Source organism: Kribbella sp. NPDC051586, from assembly GCF_044453965.1.
Classification (GTDB): domain Bacteria; phylum Actinomycetota; class Actinomycetes; order Propionibacteriales; family Kribbellaceae; genus Kribbella.
This window is the reverse complement of sequence record NZ_JBITDF010000004.1, coordinates 84,637-102,421: the sequence shown is the minus strand read 5'-3', so window position 1 is coordinate 102,421 and position 17,785 is coordinate 84,637. Positions and strand designations below refer to the sequence as shown.

At 68.3% G+C, this 17,785-nt stretch carries 20 protein-coding genes; 10 read left to right on the top strand and 10 right to left on the bottom strand.

What is annotated here, in order from left to right; genetic code table 11:
* Positions 1-149 precede the first annotated feature (149 nt).
* Genes ACIA58_RS27200 through ACIA58_RS27190 form a run of 3 tightly spaced genes read left to right on the top strand, consistent with a single transcriptional unit; the run spans position 150 to position 3,912 of the window.
* On the top strand, positions 150-1,736 hold the full coding sequence (locus tag ACIA58_RS27200; RefSeq protein WP_396406622.1) for a discoidin domain-containing protein: 1,587 nt from the start codon (positions 150-152) through the stop codon (positions 1,734-1,736).
* Positions 1,736-2,935, top strand: coding sequence for an MFS transporter (locus tag ACIA58_RS27195; protein WP_396406621.1), 1,200 nt, complete (start codon positions 1,736-1,738; stop codon positions 2,933-2,935). Before ACIA58_RS27200 ends, ACIA58_RS27195 begins: the two co-directional genes overlap by 1 nt.
* Positions 2,932-3,912, top strand: coding sequence for a TolB family protein (locus ACIA58_RS27190; RefSeq protein ID WP_396406620.1), 981 nt, complete (start codon positions 2,932-2,934; stop codon positions 3,910-3,912). Before ACIA58_RS27195 ends, ACIA58_RS27190 begins: the two co-directional genes overlap by 4 nt.
* Before the next feature lie 11 nt (positions 3,913-3,923).
* Here the strand turns inward: ACIA58_RS27190 and ACIA58_RS27185 are convergent, their stop codons facing one another.
* Together ACIA58_RS27185 and ACIA58_RS27180 are read right to left on the bottom strand one after the other, a co-directional pair.
* The gene (locus ACIA58_RS27185; RefSeq protein WP_396406619.1) at positions 3,924-4,547 is read right to left on the bottom strand and encodes an SRPBCC family protein; all 624 of its coding nucleotides are present in this window, start codon (positions 4,545-4,547) and stop codon (positions 3,924-3,926) included.
* Complete coding sequence (locus tag ACIA58_RS27180) at positions 4,544-5,110, bottom strand: TetR/AcrR family transcriptional regulator (protein WP_396406618.1); 567 nt, start codon at positions 5,108-5,110, stop codon at positions 4,544-4,546. Before ACIA58_RS27180 ends, ACIA58_RS27185 begins: the two co-directional genes overlap by 4 nt.
* A gap of 126 nt (positions 5,111-5,236) precedes the next feature.
* Between ACIA58_RS27180 and ACIA58_RS27175 the strand changes: the two genes are divergently transcribed.
* The 4 genes from ACIA58_RS27175 to ACIA58_RS27160 are packed head-to-tail and all read left to right on the top strand — an operon-like array spanning position 5,237 to position 8,675.
* Complete coding sequence (locus ACIA58_RS27175) at positions 5,237-6,496, top strand: MFS transporter (protein ID WP_396406617.1); 1,260 nt, start codon at positions 5,237-5,239, stop codon at positions 6,494-6,496.
* Positions 6,453-6,956: a class I SAM-dependent methyltransferase gene (locus ACIA58_RS27170; RefSeq protein WP_396406616.1), complete on the top strand. Its 504-nt coding sequence runs from the start codon at positions 6,453-6,455 to the stop codon at positions 6,954-6,956. Before ACIA58_RS27175 ends, ACIA58_RS27170 begins: the two co-directional genes overlap by 44 nt.
* Positions 6,957-6,975: 19 nt before the next feature.
* Positions 6,976-7,455 (top strand): MarR family winged helix-turn-helix transcriptional regulator, encoded by a 480-nt coding sequence (locus ACIA58_RS27165; protein ID WP_396406615.1) that lies wholly within the window; start codon positions 6,976-6,978, stop codon positions 7,453-7,455.
* Positions 7,452-8,675 (top strand): MFS transporter, encoded by a 1,224-nt coding sequence (locus ACIA58_RS27160; protein WP_396406614.1) that lies wholly within the window; start codon positions 7,452-7,454, stop codon positions 8,673-8,675. Before ACIA58_RS27165 ends, ACIA58_RS27160 begins: the two co-directional genes overlap by 4 nt.
* Here ACIA58_RS27160 and ACIA58_RS27155 read toward each other — a convergent pair.
* The 3 genes from ACIA58_RS27155 to ACIA58_RS27145 are packed head-to-tail and all read right to left on the bottom strand — an operon-like array spanning position 8,659 to position 10,944.
* On the bottom strand, positions 8,659-9,603 hold the full coding sequence (locus ACIA58_RS27155) for a formylglycine-generating enzyme family protein (RefSeq protein ID WP_396406613.1): 945 nt from the start codon (positions 9,601-9,603) through the stop codon (positions 8,659-8,661). The two genes, ACIA58_RS27160 and ACIA58_RS27155, sit on opposite strands and share 17 nt — an antisense overlap.
* A gap of 25 nt (positions 9,604-9,628) precedes the next feature.
* On the bottom strand, positions 9,629-10,498 hold the full coding sequence (locus tag ACIA58_RS27150) for an LLM class flavin-dependent oxidoreductase (RefSeq protein WP_396407821.1): 870 nt from the start codon (positions 10,496-10,498) through the stop codon (positions 9,629-9,631).
* Positions 10,499-10,500: 2 nt separating this feature from the next.
* Positions 10,501-10,944: a GNAT family N-acetyltransferase gene (locus ACIA58_RS27145; protein ID WP_396406612.1), complete on the bottom strand. Its 444-nt coding sequence runs from the start codon at positions 10,942-10,944 to the stop codon at positions 10,501-10,503.
* Between the two features lie 39 nt (positions 10,945-10,983).
* Here ACIA58_RS27145 and ACIA58_RS27140 point away from each other — a divergent pair, with 39 nt between their 5' ends.
* From ACIA58_RS27140 to ACIA58_RS27130, 3 genes are all read left to right on the top strand, one after another.
* Positions 10,984-11,601, top strand: a complete 618-nt coding sequence (locus ACIA58_RS27140) for a hypothetical protein (RefSeq protein ID WP_396406611.1) — start codon at positions 10,984-10,986, stop codon at positions 11,599-11,601.
* Between the two features lie 186 nt (positions 11,602-11,787).
* Positions 11,788-12,369, top strand: a complete 582-nt coding sequence (locus tag ACIA58_RS27135) for a dihydrofolate reductase family protein (protein ID WP_396406610.1) — start codon at positions 11,788-11,790, stop codon at positions 12,367-12,369.
* 47 nt (positions 12,370-12,416) lie between these two features.
* Positions 12,417-12,932 carry a hypothetical protein gene (locus ACIA58_RS27130; RefSeq protein WP_396406609.1) on the top strand — a complete coding sequence of 172 codons (516 nt, stop codon included), beginning with the start codon at positions 12,417-12,419 and terminating at the stop codon, positions 12,930-12,932.
* A 236-nt stretch (positions 12,933-13,168) separates the two neighbouring features.
* Here ACIA58_RS27130 and ACIA58_RS27125 read toward each other — a convergent pair whose 3' ends face one another.
* The 5 genes from ACIA58_RS27125 to ACIA58_RS27105 are packed head-to-tail and all read right to left on the bottom strand — an operon-like array spanning position 13,169 to position 17,753.
* Positions 13,169-13,879, bottom strand: coding sequence for a 2OG-Fe(II) oxygenase (locus ACIA58_RS27125; protein ID WP_396406608.1), 711 nt, complete (start codon positions 13,877-13,879; stop codon positions 13,169-13,171).
* Positions 13,880-13,915: 36 nt separating this feature from the next.
* A complete protein-coding gene (locus ACIA58_RS27120; protein ID WP_396406607.1) occupies positions 13,916-14,941 on the bottom strand; it encodes a hypothetical protein in 1,026 nt (341 codons plus the stop codon).
* Positions 14,938-15,750, bottom strand: coding sequence for a Gfo/Idh/MocA family protein (locus ACIA58_RS27115; RefSeq protein WP_396406606.1), 813 nt, complete (start codon positions 15,748-15,750; stop codon positions 14,938-14,940). The genes ACIA58_RS27120 and ACIA58_RS27115 overlap by 4 nt, the downstream gene beginning before the upstream one ends.
* Entirely contained in the window at positions 15,750-16,763 is a 1,014-nt protein-coding gene (locus ACIA58_RS27110) for a Gfo/Idh/MocA family protein (protein ID WP_396406605.1), read from the bottom strand. Before ACIA58_RS27110 ends, ACIA58_RS27115 begins: the two co-directional genes overlap by 1 nt.
* A 27-nt stretch (positions 16,764-16,790) precedes the next feature.
* Positions 16,791-17,753: a Gfo/Idh/MocA family protein gene (locus ACIA58_RS27105; RefSeq protein ID WP_396406604.1), complete on the bottom strand. Its 963-nt coding sequence runs from the start codon at positions 17,751-17,753 to the stop codon at positions 16,791-16,793.
* Positions 17,754-17,785: the final 32 nt, after the last annotated feature.

The window sequence follows — 17,785 nt, the reverse complement described above, 5'->3', positions numbered from 1 at the left end:
CGACTCAACCAGCCGGACGATCATCCGTCCAATGAATCTTGTGCCACTACTTGATGCGCCCGGTGCATGGGCGACGCCAAGGGTTTACCATCCGGCAACTGTTAGGTAACCTTCCTAACAATTCTGCTCCGCGCCCCCGGAGGTACATCATGAGACTGCGCACGCTTGCGCTGGTGCTGCCCATCGGACTACTTGCCGCGCTCGGCGGTTCCGTCGCCGACGCCCGGACCACCGCCGATGCCCCGCTGTCGCAGGGAAAACCGGTCATTGCCTCAAGCATCGAAAGTGACGCCCTCGCCGCGTCCAAGGCTGTGGACGGCAACGCGTCGACGCGCTGGGCCAGCGCCGAAGGCTCCGATCCGCAGTGGATCCGGGTCGATCTCGGCCAGCCGGCAGCGATCGGCCGGGTCAAGCTCAGCTGGGAGCCCGCGTACGCGAAGGCGTACCGGATCGAGGTCTCCGACGACGGCACCAACTTCAGTTCGGTCAAGGAGGTTGCGAATGGCAACGGCGCGACCGACGACCTGACCGGCCTGCAGGCGCACGGCCGATATCTCCGCTTGGTCGGCACGCAGCGCGCCACGTCGTACGGCTACTCGCTGTGGGAGGTCGAGGTCTACGGAACGACAGACTCGACCGGCGACACGCAGGCTCCTACCGTGTCGACCGGCCTGAAGAGCACCGGCGCGACGGGCACCTCGGTCGCCCTCAGTTGGTCCGCCTCGACCGACAACGTCGGGGTCAGCGGGTACGACGTATTGCGTGACGGCGCTGTCGTCGCGTCGACCCCGGGTACGCAGTACAACGACACCGGCCTGACCGCGAACACGACGTACCACTACTCCGTGCGCGCACGGGACCTGGCCGGCAACGTGTCCGCGGCGAGCGCGGCAATCGCGGTCTCCACGAGCGCGGGCGGGACCGGCGGCTTCGTGCTCGCGGCGGCGGGGGACATCGCGGATCGCTGTACCGCGTCCGACTCGAGCTGCATCCATCCGAAGACGGCCAAGCTGGTCGAGGCGATGAAGCCGGCCGCGGTGCTGACGATCGGCGACAACCAGTACGACGACGCACACCTGGCGGACTTCCAGAAGTACTACGCGACGACGTGGGGGAAGTTCAAGAGCATCACGCACCCGATCCCGGGCAACCACGAGACGTACGACGACGTGCCGTTCGAGGGCTATCACAAGTACTTCGGCTCGATCGCGACGCCGCAGGGCAAGAACTACTACAGCTGGGAACTCGGCAACTGGCACTTCATCGCGCTCGACTCGAACGACTTCGTCAAGGAGGAGGATCTTCGCGAGCCGGCACAGCTGACCTGGCTCAAGCAGGACCTCGCGAAGAACACGAAGGGCTGCATCGCGGCGTACTACCACCACCCGCGCTTCAGCTCGGGTGACCACGGCGACAACCCGGACGCCGCACCACTGTGGCAGACGCTGGTGGCCGCGAAGGCCGACCTGGTGCTGAACGGGCACGATCACCACTACGAGCGCTTCCTGCCGCAGAACGCGAACGGCAATCCCGATCCGAACGGCCCGATGCAGATCATCGGCGGCATGGGCGGGGCACCGCTGTATCCGGTGCACTCCGCGCATCCGGCGACCGCCAAGATCATCTCGGACTTCGGGGTGCTGAAGCTCTCGATGACCGACACCACGTTCACCAGTCAGCTGATCGGTCTGGACGGGAAGGTCCTGGACAGCAGCCCGACGTACACCTGCCACTGATGTACCTCGCGTCCGTCGGACCGCTCCGGACACCGCTGCGCCGGGTCCCCGGGAATGTCGTTGCCCTTGGCATCGTCAGCCTGGTGACCGATGTGTCGGCCGAGATGGTGACCGCGATCCTGCCGCTGTACCTGGTCTTCGGGCTCGGGCTGAACCCGCTCCAGTTCGGTCTGCTCGACGGCCTGTACGCCGGGGCGACCGCGGTACTGAGGCTGGTCGGCGGACATGTGGCCGATCGCTGGCGACGGTTGAAGGCCGTCGCCGGCATCGGCTACGCGCTCTCGGCGATCTCGAAACTCGGCTTCCTGGCGTCCGGCTCCACGGTTCCGGCGATCGGCGCTGTGCTCGCGATCGACCGCGCCGGCAAGGGGATCCGGACCGCACCTCGCGACGCGCTGATCTCGTTGAGCAGTGCACCGGAGACGATGGGCCGCTCGTTCGGCGTCCACCGAACTCTCGACACGGTCGGCGCCTTCCTGGGGCCACTCGTTGCGACCGCAGTCCTCTGGGCCAGCCTCGGCGACTACAACTCGATCTTCATCACCAGTTTCAGCCTGGCCACCTGTGCTGTGATCCTGCTGACCACCTTCGTCCGCGACCAAACTCCTCCATCACCTGCACCAACTCAGCTGCCGGTCTTCGGGTTGCTGCGTGACCGGGGCTTCCGGCGGTGTTGCCTCTGGGCCGCAGGACTCGGGCTGTTCACGATCACGGACTCCTTCGTCTACCTCGCCGTACAACGCCGCTGGGACATCGGCACCAACGTCTTTCCCCTGCTTCCACTGGGCACAGCGGGCACGTTCCTCCTGCTCGCCATTCCACTCGGACGCCTCGGCGACCGCATCGGCCGCTGGAAGGTCTTCCTCGGCGGCCACCTCGCTCTGATCGTCGCCCTACTCACCATCTGCGGCCCGGCCGGCACCTGGTGGCTCGTCCTCGCCCTCCACGGCACCTTCTACGCGGCCACCGACGGCGTACTCCCTGCAGCAGTCGGTCCGCTCCTTCCCGAGCACCTTCGCGCCAGCGGCCTCGCCGTCCTTCAAACCGGCCAGGCCCTGGCCCGAATGGCGGCCGCGGTCACGGTCGGCCTGCTCTGGACCCTCTGGGACCTCCGCCCCGCCCTCGTCGCCATCACCCTCGCCCTGCTGGCAGTGACCATCGCCGCGGCCGTCTTCAAACCCCTGGAGGTACGCCGATGAGCCGCCGACTCGTCCTCGCCACGATCGCCGTGCTCAGCCTCCTCGGTGGCGCGATCACGTACGTCGTCCAGGCCCGCAGCGGCGGCGCGACCGAGAACGCCGTACCCGTCGTCGCCGATCAACCGATGAGGCTCGACGCTCGGACGATCTTCTTCCGCAACCTCGCCGACGGACCGGACTCCGGCAAGCTGGCCGCCGTACCGGTGGGTGATCCAGCTGCGGCCCGGCGAGTGGGGGAGCTGCGCTGCGACCGGTTCGCCGCGGCCCGCGGTACGGCGATCTGCCTGCGACTGAAGCCCGGCTCACTGCCACCGCTGACCGACATGATCGTGCTGGACGGGAACCTCCGCGAACGCCATCGCGAGACGTTGCCCGGGACACCGAGTCGCGCCCGGGTCTCGCCGGACGGGCGGATCGTCAACTGGACCCTCTTCGTCACCGGCGACTCGTACGCCGCGACGGGCTTTTCCACGCGGACCGGGCTCTACGAAGTGAACACCGGGCGGTTGGTGAAGACCATCGAGGAGCTCGCCGTCTTCATCCACGGGAAGCGCTACTTCGCCTCGGATGCAAACTACTGGGGCGTCACCTTCGGTGCCGATGGCAACCGTTTCTACGTGACGCTCGGCAGCAAGGGAAAGACCTACCTGATCGAGGCCGACTACCGCGCCTACCGGGGGACTGCCATCGCCGAGAACGTCGAGTGCCCGTCCCTGTCACCCGACGGCCGACGAATCGCCTACAAACAGAAGGTAAGCGCTGGAAGCTGGCGCCTGGCGGTGCTGGACCTGACCACGCACCAGATCACCCATCCACCCGAACCGCGCCCCGTCGACGACCAACCCCTCTGGCAAGGCAACTCCACGCTCCTCTACCCGGTCCGCAATGACGCCAACACCCTCGACATCTGGTCCGTCGGCCTCACCACACCCCCCAAACTGCTCATTCCCCAGGCCGCCAGCCCATCCTTCGGCTAGTGGTGGGGTACCTAAGGACGGGAGGTGTGGGGCCTGGCGCCAGTGCACCTGAGCGTGAATCGCTTCGGCGTGTACAGCGTCTCGGGGTGCTCTACCCGTTGTTCGGTACGCCTTCGGTACGCCTTCGGTACGCCTTCGGCGCGGGCGGCGAGGGCGCGGTTCATCGCGTCGAACTGGGGCTTGATGGTGTTCTTGAGCATCGACTGGGTGAACGGGATCGCCGCGCCGGTGAACTTCTCCTCCTGGACCAGGTGCGTGCGGCCGCCTGGCAGCGCGGTCAGCCGGAAGGAATGCTCGCCTGTGAACAACGCGCCCGGCGGGACCTTGCCGATCCAGCGGAGCTCCTGGTTGGGCACAACGGCGAGCAGCGTCGGCGTGAACTTCGTCTCGCCGCCTTTGGTGTCGCGGAGGACGTTGGTGATCTTCGCCCCGACCGTCAGGTCGCCGGTCGAGGAGATGATGAACGGGTTCCAGTCGGGATAGGTCTGGCGGTCGGTCAGCGCCTTCCACACCTGCTCAGGTGATGCGTCGATATCGAGCTCGGTGTGCAGGACGAACGGCCGGACGACGGTGAACACCGTGTAGCCGGCCAGCACGACGAGAACGGTGCCGACGGCAACGAGGAACTTCTTCATGACTGCTCCGGTCCGAGGGTGCTGAGCACCAGCGCCCTCACGTAGGCGGGATCGATCGGCTCGCCCGTGATGAGCAGCCGGTAGTACAGCGCGCCGACCAACTGGTCGACGATGACCCGGGGATCGGCGTGCGCGGGCATCAGCCCGTCGGCCTGTGCGCGGGTGATCGCCGCGGCGACGACGGCGTGGCGCTCGGCCCACAGCGCGCGGACGCCCTCACCGACCCGCGGCTCGCGGGCGGCCGCGGCAACGAGGTCGGCGACCAGCGTGGTCGGAATGGCGTCGAGAGCGGCGGCGATCCCGGCCACGAACTCGGTCAGATCCCGTCGCGGCTCCCCGCTCGGATCGAACCGTACGCCGCTGGTCAGCTCGCTGATCATCGCCATCACGAGCTCGGCCTTGCTCGACCAGCGCCGGTACAGCGTCGTCTTGGCGACCCCGGCCCGCTCGGCGACCCGGTCGACCGACAGGCCGTCGTACCCGTTGGCCCGCATCTCGGTCATGGCTGCGTCCAGCACCCGCGCCTCGACGCCGGCGTCGCGCGGCCGTCCTCGTCCCACCATCGCCATCCTCTTTTCGCTACTGCGGTGTCGAAAAGAGGCTAGCCCACGCTGGAGCTTTTACGCAACTGGAGTATCGTAAAGAATCACTGCCATGAACTGTCAGTCTTTGCTGACACCGTTGGTGAGGTGACTTCGCGAACCCGCCTGCTGCTGCCCGCGGCCTTCATCACGTCCCTCGGCAACAACATCCAGCTCCTCGGCGCCGCGCTGCTGCTCGTCCGCGCGCAGGGCTCGATGCTCGACGTCGGCTGGCTCTTCATCGCCGTCGCAGTACCGCAGGCAGTCCTCTCGCCGTACTTCGGCCGTCTGGCCGACCGCTTCGACCGCCGCCGCCTGTGGGTGGGGTGCGATGTGGTCAGCGCGATGGCCGCTCTGGCCTTGCCGGTCGGCCTCGCCCTGGGCGCTCCCCAGCAATCCCTTGTCTACGCCACCAACTTCGTCCTGGCGATCATCGCCGCCCAGTTCACCCCCGCCAGCGCCGCGCTCATCCGCGAGCGCGTCCCCGCCGCGGACCTCCGCCCCTTCAACGCCCACTACGAGATCGCCCTCCAGTCCGGCATGCTCCTCTCGGCCTCGCTGGGCGGCATAGCCCTCCAGTACTTCGGCCCCAAACCGCTCTTCACCTTGAACGCCCTGACCTTCGCTCTGTCCGCGCTCCTGGTACTCGCAGTGGGATCGAAACACCGCTCCGCCAGACGGTCCGAGATGTTGCCGCAAGCAACCACCTGCGCAAAGGACCCTGCGGCCGACCTGGTCCGTCCACCCGCACGGACTGCGCCCCTTGCGCTCGCCCCGCTCGCCTTGCTGTTCGGGCAGGGGCTCGTGGTGGTGACCGTTTTCAATGCGTTGCTGCCCGTGCTGTTGATCGGGGAGTGGCACCGCGGACCGGCGGTGCTGGGGGTTGTCGACGCCGTGGGTGGTACCGGCTTCTTGCTTGCCGCGGCGGCGTACCGGCGGTCCGCGGCTCGGCTGGGTGACCTGAAGCTCGCAACCGGCGGGTTCATGATCTGCAGCGGCTTGCTGGTGTTCCAGCCGTTGTTCGGTGTGCCTGCGCTGATGGGGCTCGTCCTGCTCGGCGCGTTCCTGTTCGGTCAGGCGCGCATCGCGACCCGCTCTTTGTTGATGACGTCGGTGGACGAGTCGCGCGTAGGCCACGCGTTCGGGCTCGCCAACGGGTACGGCCTCGCCGCCACGATCGTCGTCATGCTGATCGCCTCCGTCGTCACCGGCCACTCCGACACCCGCTTCGGCTTCGCCGCCCTCGCCCTGATCAGCATCCTGTCGGCCGCCCTCGCCGCCACCTGGATGTCAACCTTTTCGAAGCGGTCCGCATCCAAAGAGCATGAAGCGCGACCAGTCGTTCGATCACCTGGCGGAGCGGTATGACCGACTGGGTGACAAGCGCCCACGGTCGAACATCGCGTACCTCGAGTCCGGCATCCTCGACGTCACCGGGCAGTACGACTTCGTCACCAGCTCCGCGACCCTCCATCACGTCGCCGATCTGCCCGCCGTACTCCGGCACATCCGCTCCCTGGTCGCCGTCGGCGGCCGCGCCGCGCTCACCGACACCGTCTCGCCGCGCCCCGCGAACCCGCGCTGGTGGCTGTACGGCGGCGAGGTCCGCAAACTCGCCCGCAACCTGATCCACTGCAACGCCGGCGCCTGGGAGATCTTCCGGCTCGGCACGGGCGACTGGCTCGACCACCGCGTCAGCGATCGGTACCTGAGCCGCGCCGGCTTCGAGCAGGCGTACGGCGCGGTGTTCCGCGGGGCGCAGTTCACGCGGGTCGGCGGCCAGTACGCGCTGGTCTGGCCGCGACCCGAAATAACAGCACTTATATAAGTACTGTTATGATCACCGCATGGACGACCCCACCGAGCAGAGTCTCTGGCGGCCGCTGCACGAGTTGCTGGCCCGGATGGACGCCGAGATCGGACGGATCTACACCGATCGGGAGATCAAGGGCCTGAAGCCGAGCTATGTCCGCGAGCTGATCCAGCTGCACCTCAAGGGCCCGATGACGATCACCGAGCTGGCCGACGCGATCGGCCGGACGCACTCGGCGCTCAGCCAGAAGGTGTCCGCGATGCGCACCGCCGGCCTGGTCCGGACCGTGCCTGGCGCGGACGCACGGAGCAAGCAGGTCACGCTCACGGCCAAGTCGAAGAAGCTCGTCGAGCTGCTGACGGCCGAGTGGCAGGCAACTGAGGCGGCGATCGCCGAGCTCGAGGCCGAGCTGCCGTACCCGATGACCCAGGTGGTCCGCGACATCGAGCAAGCCTTGGCCCGCAGAACCTTCCACGACCGGATCACCGGGAAACTGTCGGAGTCGGACCGGTGAAGGGTGCATTGATCGACCTCGGCCCGCTGCGGGTGGTGGCGTACCGGCGACTGTGGACCGGGCAGGTGCTGTCCGGCTTCGGCGGGCAGATGACGTTCGTCGCCGTGATGTTCCAGGTCTGGGACCAGACCTCCAGCCCGGCGTGGAGTGGCGCGGTCGGCCTGGCCCAGGCGCTGCCGCTGATCCTGCTCGGCCTGTTCGCCGGCACCCTGGTCGACCGGTTCGAACGGCGCCGGATCTATCTGATCACCACCTGCGGGCAGTTGCTCACGGCAACCGTGATGGCGAGTCAGCTGCTGATCGGACGGGTGCCCGTGGGCGTGTTGCTGGCCCTCATCGCCGTACAGGCCGCGTTCGGTGCGACCGCCGGCCCGGTGGCCCGGACCGTCCTGCCGCAGTTGCTGTCCCGAGACCAGCTCGCCGCAGGGATCGCGCTGAACCGGATCGGGTTCCAGGGCGCGATGCTGCTCGGCCCGGCGCTCGGCGGCGTGATCATCGCTGCCTGGGGTGTCGGCGTCTGCTACCTGATCGACGCGCTCAGCTTCCTCGCCGCGCTGTACGGCGTACTCGGACTTCCCCGGATGCAGATCGCGGGGACCGCCAAGCCTGGGCTGCGTGGAGTGTGGGACGGGTTGTCGTTCGTGGTGTCGACGCCGGTGATCCGCGGGGCCTTGATCACCGATCTGGCGGCGACCGTCCTCTCGATGCCGATCAGCCTGTTCCCGGTGATCAACGCCGAGCGATTCGGCAACAACCCTCGTACGTTGGGGCTGTTCCTGACCGCGATCGCGGTCGGTGGCGTCGCCGCGTCGTTGTTCTCCGGTTCGTTCACGCGGTTGCCGCGTCATGGCGTGGTGATGCTGTGCGGTTCGGCGGCCTGGGGGATCGCGTTGCTGCTGTTCGCGTTCTCGCCGGCGCCGTGGTTGGCCTTGGTGTGTTTGGCGATCGCAGGTGCCGCGGACACCGTTGCAGTCGTCTCGCGCAGCACGATCGTTCAGCTGCACACGCCGTCCGAGTTGCTCGGTCGGGTCAGTGCCGCGGAGCAGATCGTCGGTCAGGCCGGCCCCGACCTCGGCAACCTCCGCGGCGGCCTGGTCGCGCAGCTCACCTCACCGGTCGCGTCTCTCGCTTCCGGCGCGCTGCTGTGTATCGCGGCGGTCGCTGCCGTCGCCGCGAGTACGCCGGGCTTGCGGAAGCCGGCGGTCACGCAGGACGCGTGAGGCCGACGGTGCGGAAGCCGGCGTTGCCCATCGAGGACTCGGGGGTGTTCGACGAGCGGGCCGCGTTGCGGTAGCGGTTGCAGTACGAGTCGTGGCACAGGTAGGACCCGCCGCGCATGACCCGGGCCGCGCCGAGCGACGGTCCGATCGGGTTTTCCGTGGGGGAGAACTTGTAGTACCGCGGGCCGAACCAGTCCGCGCACCACTCCCAGACGTTCCCGACCGTCTGCCACAGCCCGAAGCCGTTCGGCTGGAAGGTGCGGACCGGCGCCGTGGTGAGGAAGCCGTCTTCCTCGGTGTTGGCCCGCGGGAAGTCGCCCTGCCAGATGTTGCAGCGCCACTCGTCGTCGATCAGCTCGTCGCCCCACGGGTACCGCGCGCCGTCCAGACCGCCGCGGGACGCGTACTCCCACTCGGCTTCGGTCGGCAGCCGCCGTGCCGCCCATTTGCAGTACGCGACTGCGTCGTTCCAACTCACATGTACGACGGGATGGTCGTCGAGCCCGTCCAGATCGGACCGCGAGCCACCCGGGTGCCTCCAGTCGGCGCCACGGACCCCGGCCCACCACGGCGTACCGGAGGCCGGCCCCATCAGCTCCTCCGGCTCGGCGGCCAGGGCGAGATGGAACACGGCCGAGTACCCGAAGATCTCCGCCTCGGTCCGGTAACCGGTCGCGTCCACGAACCGAGCGAAGTCGGCGTTCGTCACGCTCGTCACATCGATGCTGTACGGCGCCAGCTCGACCGTGTGCACCGGCGTCTCGCCGTCAGCAACGTTCTCGTCACCGTTGGTGTTGCCCATCGCGAACGCGCCGCCCTCGAGCATCACCTGCTCGATCCCGTGCTCGCCGCGCTCCGCCGGAGCCGGGGGAGGCGGGGAGGCCTCACCGCGGGAAGGCGCACAGCAAGACGGGTGCTCGTCGTTCATACCGCCAAGTTTCTCAGCCCGGACGTCATCCGAGACTCGGCGGGCCCTGTTCGATCCGGCGCAGGACCGGTTCGAGGCGGTAGAAGTCCTTGCCGCGGATGAGTTGCCGCTCGTCCCACCAGGTCGCGCCGGCCTCGGCGAGCGGCTCGACGAGAGCGCGGGAGCCGGCCGCGTCGGCCGGGCTGATCCCGCCGACGATCACGTCGTACGGCGTACTCCGGTCTTCGCGCTGCTCCTGGATGAAGGCGACGAGGTCGCGCAGCTCGTCGATCGGTGGGGCCTCGCCGTGGTTGGCGCTCGTGAACAGCGGTACGGCGCCGTCCCAGCGCGCGGCGCGCCGCATCGGAGCCTTCCGCGGCCAGTAGCCGGCGATCCACACCGGCGGCCGCGGAGCCTGAACCGTTGCCGGCAGCATCTCCACGTCGTCAACCTGATAGTGCTTCCCGGAATGGTTGACGCGCTCGCCGGCCCAGTACGCCGCGAGCAGATCGAGGCCCTCGTCCAAGCGCTCGGCCAGGATCTTCGGCTCGGTCTCGTCGCCGAAGCTGCCGAACTCGTCCGCGATCGGTCCACCGAGCCCGGCCCCGAAGATCACCCGGCCGACGCTCATCCCATCCAGCGTGGCGACCTGCCGTGCGAGCTGCTCGGGCCGCCGCCGCGCGACCGGCGTGACCAGCGGACCGAGCTTGATCCGCGACGTCGCCAGCGCGGCCGCCGTCATCAGCATCCACGGGTCACCGAACAGCTGACCCCGCCGCTGCTCCTTGCTGTGCACGACGTGGTCCCACAGGAACAGCCCGTCCCAGCCGGCCTCCTCGGCGGCGGCCGCGACCCGCGCGACCGTGTGGGCGTCGGCGAAGTCCCCGAAGTTCGGAATGTTGATCGAAAAGCGCATGGTCACTCGCCCAACCGTAGTTCGACAAAGGGGATCGTGTCGCCTGGCAGCAGGTACGTCTCCACTTCGACGAACCCGTGCGCCTTCGCGAACCGCAGCCCGTCCTCGTTGCTCGCCAGGATGTGAGTCTCGAAGGCGTCGCCCAGCTCGCGCCCTCGCTGCAGGCAGTGCTGATAGATCGCGTCCCCGAATCCGCGCCGCCGGTACTCCGGCAGCACCCGAGCGATCACCGTCGCCGCTGCGGTCTCGTCCGACGGCGGCCGAACGGTGGAGCATCCCACCAGCACGTCATCGTCGTACGCGACCTCGAGCACGTTCCGCGTCCGTCGCTCGCGGATGTCGGCGACCGACAACGGCGCCGTCGGGATGATCTCGTTGTGCACCCGCTGCCAGTCCAGCAGCGTGGCGTCGTCCTCCACCGGCGCGATTCGCAGCCCAGCCGTCATCCCGGCATAGTAACGTCCCGTCGTGTGCGGATTCTCTTTGTGGGTAACAGTTTCACTGCGCGCAACAACCTGCCCGGGTTGATCAAAGGCCTGGCCGGAGCCCGGGGGATCGAGATCGAGCACAAGCTGATCTCGGCGGGCGGCGCCTCGCTGCGGCAACACCTCAATGCGGGCCAGGCGCTCGAGGCGATCGCGGGCGGCGGGTTCGACACCGTCGTACTGCAGGAACAGAGCACGCTCCCGATCAAGAGTCCGGCACGCTTCCGGGACAGCGCCCGCGACTTCGACGCCGCGATCACCGCGGCCGGCGCCCGTACTGCGCTCTACCTGACCTGGGCGCGGAGGAACGCGCCGGAGACGCAGAAGGCTCTCACCGATGCGTACGGCGGTGCGGCCGTAGAACTCGGCGCGGCTCTGATCCCCGTCGGACCGGTCTGGGAGCGATTCCTCGCGACCCACGATGAGCCTCTCCTGCACGACGCCGACAACAGCCACCCCGCCCTCGCAGGCAGCTACCTGGCCGCCTGCGTGTTCCTGATCGCCCTCCTCCAGGAGGATCCGGTGGGCGTCGACGTACCGGTCAAGGGCCTCGCCCCGGACACCGCAGCCCTCCTCCGCCAAGCCGCTTGGGACATCTGCAGCGAACTGGCCGGCTAGGGAGACATGCTGGCCTCAGTCGTGCTGCGGGGTGCCTAAGGACAGGAGGTGGTGGGCTGTGGCGGCTGTTCGGCGACTGGTTCAGTCGGGGAAGGGCCGACCGAGCGGGATGTCGATTCGGGCGTGAGGTGTTCGACGCAGGGGTGAGTGGCTGCCTTTGGGGGCGCCGGAGCAAGGGAGAACCAAATGACCGCGAGCTACACCTTCGACGTCTTCGCCAGCCTCGACGGGTTCGCGTCGTACGACAACGCCGACTGGGGTCCGTACTGGGGTAAGCACGGGCCCGAGTTCCTGGAGCGGCGGATCGCGCAGTACGACGAGCCGCAGCGGATGGTGTTCGGCGCCAACACGTTCCGGCTGATGATGCAGATGATCGGCTCGAGCGTCATCGAGGACGCCGCGCTCGACCCGGTGAACGGGCGCATGCGGCCGATGCCGACCACGGTGGTGTCGTCGACCCTCGAAGGACCGTTCGACTGGCCGGACGCGACCGTCGTCAGCGGCGACGCCGTCGAGGCGATCGCCCGGCTCAAGGAGGAGTCCGACGTACCTCTGCGCTCCCACGGCAGCCTGTCCCTGAACCGCGCCCTGATGGCCGCCGGCCTGGTCGACCGTGTCCAGGTAACCATCTTCCCGGTAATCGCCGGCCAAACCGGCGTCGAGCCGATCTTCCAGAACGCCGCCGACTTCGACCTGGACCTACTGGAAACCCACACCTTCGACGCCCGCACCCAAGAACTCACCTACCACCCAACTCTTCACGGCTGAGTTGCTCCATCGAGGACCCGGTGCGCTTGCATCGCGTTGGTGCAAGAGTGCTGAAGATGATGGCTGAGGACGGGACAAACGGTCGTACGCATCGCGACTCGAAGGCAATTCCGGGTCCGGTGCCGGCGGAGCTGATGCCGACGCCGCCGTCGACAGCAGCTCAGAATTTGAGCGAATGGATCGTGGAGAACCCGAATGTGAATTCGGGCGGCGTTGTGATTCTGCGAGACCGCGAGGCTGTGGCGGTGTACTGGAAGGGGACACCGCCGGCCGAGCTGCAGAGCCTGGCCGCAGCGCAGGCGGTGCCGGTGATCTTTCATGCCAGCAGGTACTCATTGGCCGATCTTGATCCGGTTGCCAGGCAAGTCCTGGCCGATCACAGGGACGTTGTGAGTTCCACTGGCCCGAACCGCGACTATTCCGGAGTCAGCGTCACGCTGTGGTCGACCGCGCCCGTGGAAGCCACGATGGCAGACCTCAACGCCGAGTCCGACGTGCCGATCTTGTTCTGGAAGGTCGCCGATCCTGTAGACCTGACCGGCAACGCCACCCACACAAGCTGAACCCGGTCGAGCCCTGGGTTGCCCTCGCCGCCTCGGGGTCCCGTACCCACCGAGCTCATCCAGACCAGCTGACGATCCGCGCATCGCCGAAGTCGGCCACTAGAAGCGTCGCCGCGACGCGGTGCCGGTTGGCTCACACCCAACTTCCCCTTGACGCCCCCGAGTGCGGCGGAGCGTGCCGACGATTCGTGCCGCCTTGCCATTGCACACGGCGCCTGCCGCGGCGGGGTGGCCGTTTACTTGGCGTCGTGGAAGACGAGGCCGAGGGTGTGGCGGTGGCCGGATTTTATGGGGGAGACGCCGTGGCGGACGGGGGAGGCGGACCAGCCTCGGGTGGATTTGACGGGGCGGTCTCGGGTGGTGAAGAGGAGGCCGTGGCCTTGGGGGATGAGGGTGGCGGTACCTCGGGACTGTGCGCGAGGGCGTTGTTCGACCAGGAGGAATTCGCCGCCGGTGTGGTCGACCCCGGGATCATTGAGGTTGATGACGACCTGCAGCGGGAACACCTTGTCGCCGTACAGGTCCCTGTGCAGCGCGTTCCAATCGCCCGCGCCGTACCGCAGCAGGATCGGCGTGGGCCTCGTCTGCCCGGCTGAGTGGCAGATGTCGAGCCACTCGTCGAGCGTGTCGGGCCACTCTGCCCGCCGGCCCAGCTTGGCGTACCAGTCACGCGCGATCGGCAGCAGTCGCGGGTACAGCGCCTGCCGCAGCGCCTCCACCTCCGACGGGAACGGCCGGTCGAAGTACCGGTACTGGCCTTCCCCGAACCGGTGCCGCGCCATGTCGATCGTGGCGCGGAAGCGGTTCACCTCGTCGTACAGCGCCGCGATCCGGGCGGCCTCGGTCGGGGTCAGCAGTTGGGGGAGCAGTGCGCAGCCGAGGTCGTTCACCTCAGCTGTCACCGCGTCCCAGTCGGCTCCGGCCACTCGTCGCTCGTACTTGTTCATACCGATGGAACGGCTGAGCCCGCGACCGTGTGAGGGCTACGACGGGTAGTACACCCCGCCGGCACCCCAGACCGACGGCAGCAGAAGCAGGCTCCCGTAGTGGTGCATCGCGATCCCCGCGAACGCGGGCGCGCCGGCCTCGGCGGCGTACACCTTGTCCAGCTCCGCCTCCATGTACGTGCGCCCTTCCTCGTAGAACGTCACCGTCTCGGGATCGCTGGTGCCGGACAGGTCCTTGCTCTCGACACCGATCACCACCGACTGCGGTTTGCCGATCGATGCGGCGTACGCGAGCTCGTGCTCGGCGCGCGCGATGATCCCGGTCGCGGTTTCGGTGTAGTCCATCAGCGCGACATAGTCGGTGAGGTCCTGCACATGATCGCTCAGCGGAGCCGTCTTGCCGTGCCAGGTGATCGCCGTACAGCACTCCGAGCTGTCGAACCAGAAGGGGATCGCCGGCCCGACGAGCAGCTTCTGCCGCGACGCGTCCCGCAGCTGGACGAACTTCGCCAGCAGATCGAGCCAGATCGTCGGCAGCGTCGTCCCCGGCTCCTTCCACTCCGGCAGCAGGTACGGCTCGATGTCCACGTTCACGCCGTCGAAGCGCGCGTTCTCCGGTACGGCGCGGTTGTAGTCGAGCACCTTCGTGAACTCACCGATCGCAAGATGCTGGTACTGCGGCAGCACCCCGAGGTACGGCGGAACCGTGCCACCCGCGATCACCGCCTGCACGTGGTACCCGCGACCCCGCGCCCACCGCACGAACGACGCCACCTGGTGCGGCGAGTCCCGCAGCATGTCCCGACCGTTGTACGCCGCGACGCCGATGTACAACGTCTTCACCGGATCCGATGCGAACGTCGTCGTGTCGTCCATCATCCGCCCGAGCTTGTCCCGCGCCGCCCGGTCGAACACGGCCGGGTACGAGTCCTGCTCCCACACCCACATCGCCCGGTCCTGGTTGTAGCGGTGTTGCTGCACAGGCCGGCCAGGTCCAGCCTCGGCCGGCACACCCGGAACGACCGCGAACAGCAGCACGAGCGCCGCGATGAGCCGCTTCACAACTGCTCGAGGACCGTGATCGGGGCCAGCAAGGTCGCGTCGTCAAGCGGCCGCTCCCCGGTCTCGAGCATCTTCAGGAAGACCTTCAGACCAGGTACGACGTACTCCGCGTCCAGCTCGACCGCCTGGCTCGCCAACCCGGTCCGCCCGACGACGGCCGCGTGGAACGGCACCCGGCCGTCGTCCGTCGGCTTGACGAACTGCAACGTCACCAGAACGCCGTTGCTGTGATAGCGCGCCACCACAGTCGAGCCGACGCGTTCGACCGAGACCGGACCCGGTTCACCAGGCGCCAGCCGCTGTGCGAGGTCGGCGATGTGGATGCCGTAGAAGAAGATCCCGCTGTACTCGCTGTCCGGATCAGCCGGCCCCGTGACCGTGACCGTCTGCACCTCGCCAACCTGAGCCGCCGCAAGAGCATCAGCGTCTGGAACCCACCGCACAGCGGAGTACGACGTCACGAGCGCGCCGCCCAGCCGCGCCGCGTCGAGAATGGCCCGCGCATCCGCCGTACTGGCCGCGAGCGGCTTGTCCACCCACACAGGGATGCCTGCCTCGAGGAACGGTACGGCGAGCTCGCGGTGCACCGCACCGTCGCGGTTGGTGACGATCAGCGCGTCGACCGAGCCCATCACCTCGCCCGACGTGGGAACGACGTCAGCGATTCCGCCAAGAGCCGCGAGCTTGCGGGTCTTCTCGTCGTCGCCGACCAGGGCGACCACCCGAGCGTCCGAGATCTGGTCCACGTTCAAGGCGCGAACGATGTGGTCGGCGTGGCTGTTCTCCGTCCCGACCAGGGCGATACGCATCAGTTCTCCTTCAGCTCAACGGGACGCCCGAGGCGGGCGGATTCGTACACAGCGAGCACCGTGGCGAGCGAGCGCCGCCCGGCCTCCAACGACACGGCCGGGGCACGCCCCGAACCAACGGCGGCAATGAAGTCGCGGTACTGCGCAAGGTGGGCAAGCTCCACCGGGCCCCAGCCGTCCGGCCCGTCCAGCACAGGCGCCTCAGGCTCACCCCCCTCGGCCGAGGCGAAGTACGCGAGCTGATCGTCGTCGAGCACCGCCGTGCCCTGATCGCCGTGGATCGTCAGCCGCACCGGACGACCCGGGTACGCCGCGGTGCTCGCCAGCAGCAGACCGATCGCTCCGCTCTCGAACAGGATCGAAGCGCCGGCCAGGTCCTCCACCTCGATACCCGAGTGGGCGAGCATCCCGGTCTGTGCGCTGACCTGGACCGGGCGCCCGAGCATCCACACCAGCAGATCGAGCGCGTGGATGCCCTGGTTCATCAGGGCGCCGCCGCCGTCGACCGCGAGCGTGCCGCGCCAGTCGTCGCCGTCGTAGTACGACTGCGGCCGGAAGAACGCCGACTCGGCGATCCCGGACGTCACGCGGCCGAGCGCGCCGGAGTCGATCGCCGCGCGGATCTGCGCGACCGGCGGCTGGAAGCGGCGCTGGCTGATCACCGAGACAGTCAGACCGGTCGGCCGCTGCGCCTCGATCAGGCGGTCCGCGGCGACGAGGGTGATGTCCACCGGCTTCTCGACGATCACGTTCTTGCCGGCCCGCAACGCTTCGATGGCGATGTCCGCGTGCAGTGCGCTCGGAAGGCAGATCGAGGCGGCGTCGAGCTCCTCCGCGGCGTACGCCTCGGCGGGTGACGCGTACGCCTGGCCGCCGTACTGCTCGACGATCTTGCCGGCGCGGTCGAGGTTCTGGTCGACGACCGCGACCAGCTCGGCTTCGTTGCCGAGGGCTTCGATGAGGCGAGCGTGCACAGTGCCGATCGCGCCGGCACCGATCAGGGCGAAACGCATGAGACCTCTCTCTCTGCGATCAGGGGATCAGGGAGTCGTCCAGGGGAGCGGTACGCCGCCGGTCTCGGCGGACTGTTGGGCGAGCAGGGCGAGGCGGGTGGCCAGCAGGCCGCGGGCGGTGGTGATGTCCGGTTCGTTGCCGGCAGCAAGCGCCTTCAGGGGCAGCTCGGCAGGGCGACAGCCGGGCGGCAGCGGTACGTCGTACGGCGCGAGGTCGGTGGTGGTGACGACGAGACGGTTGCGCGCCCACAGCAGCTCAGCGGTGCCATCGGTGCCGACGAGCTTCATCCGGTAGTCGCCGTGCACTGGTGAGCCTGCTGGATTCATCCAGTCCACCCCGGCGGTGATCAGCGCGCCTGGTCCGCTGAGCGTCGCCACGCCGTACGAGCTGTCCACGATGGCGCCGCTCACCGTGCCACTCGTGAGCCCGGTGAACAGCAGCCCGGCGTCGATGTCGTGTACGGCGAGGTCGTTCAGCAGGCCGCCGTACTGCGCCCGGTCGAAGAACCAGTCCGGGCGGGTCGGGCGGTTGAGTTTGTGCGGGCCGGAGGACGTCACGCCGTGCACGGTGCCGAGCTGACTCGAGATCTCCAGCGCTGCGAGCGTGACGGGGTAGTAGCGCTTCTCCAGCAGCAGCGTCACGTGGCGGCCGGTGCGTTGCGCGGCTTCGGTGATGGCGTCGAGGTCTTCGAGGGTCGTGCACAGCGGCTTGTCGGCGATGACGTGACAGCCGGCGTTGAGGGCGTCGACGACGGCCCGACCGCGCTCTCCGTAGATCCCCGCCACCAGGACGATGTCAGGCTCGGTCTCGCGCAGCATCTGCTGGTGGTCGGTGAACACCTTGGCGTCGTACGGCGCGGCCCATCGCTCAGCGGTCTCCCGGCTCGGATCGGCCACCGCGACCAGCTCGTAGTCCACGACAGCGTCGACCTCCGCGGTCGCGTAGGCCACGTGCGGGTGGGCGGCGCCGGCGATGGCGAGACGAGTCATGCACTTGATTCCAGCATGCAACCGGTTGCACG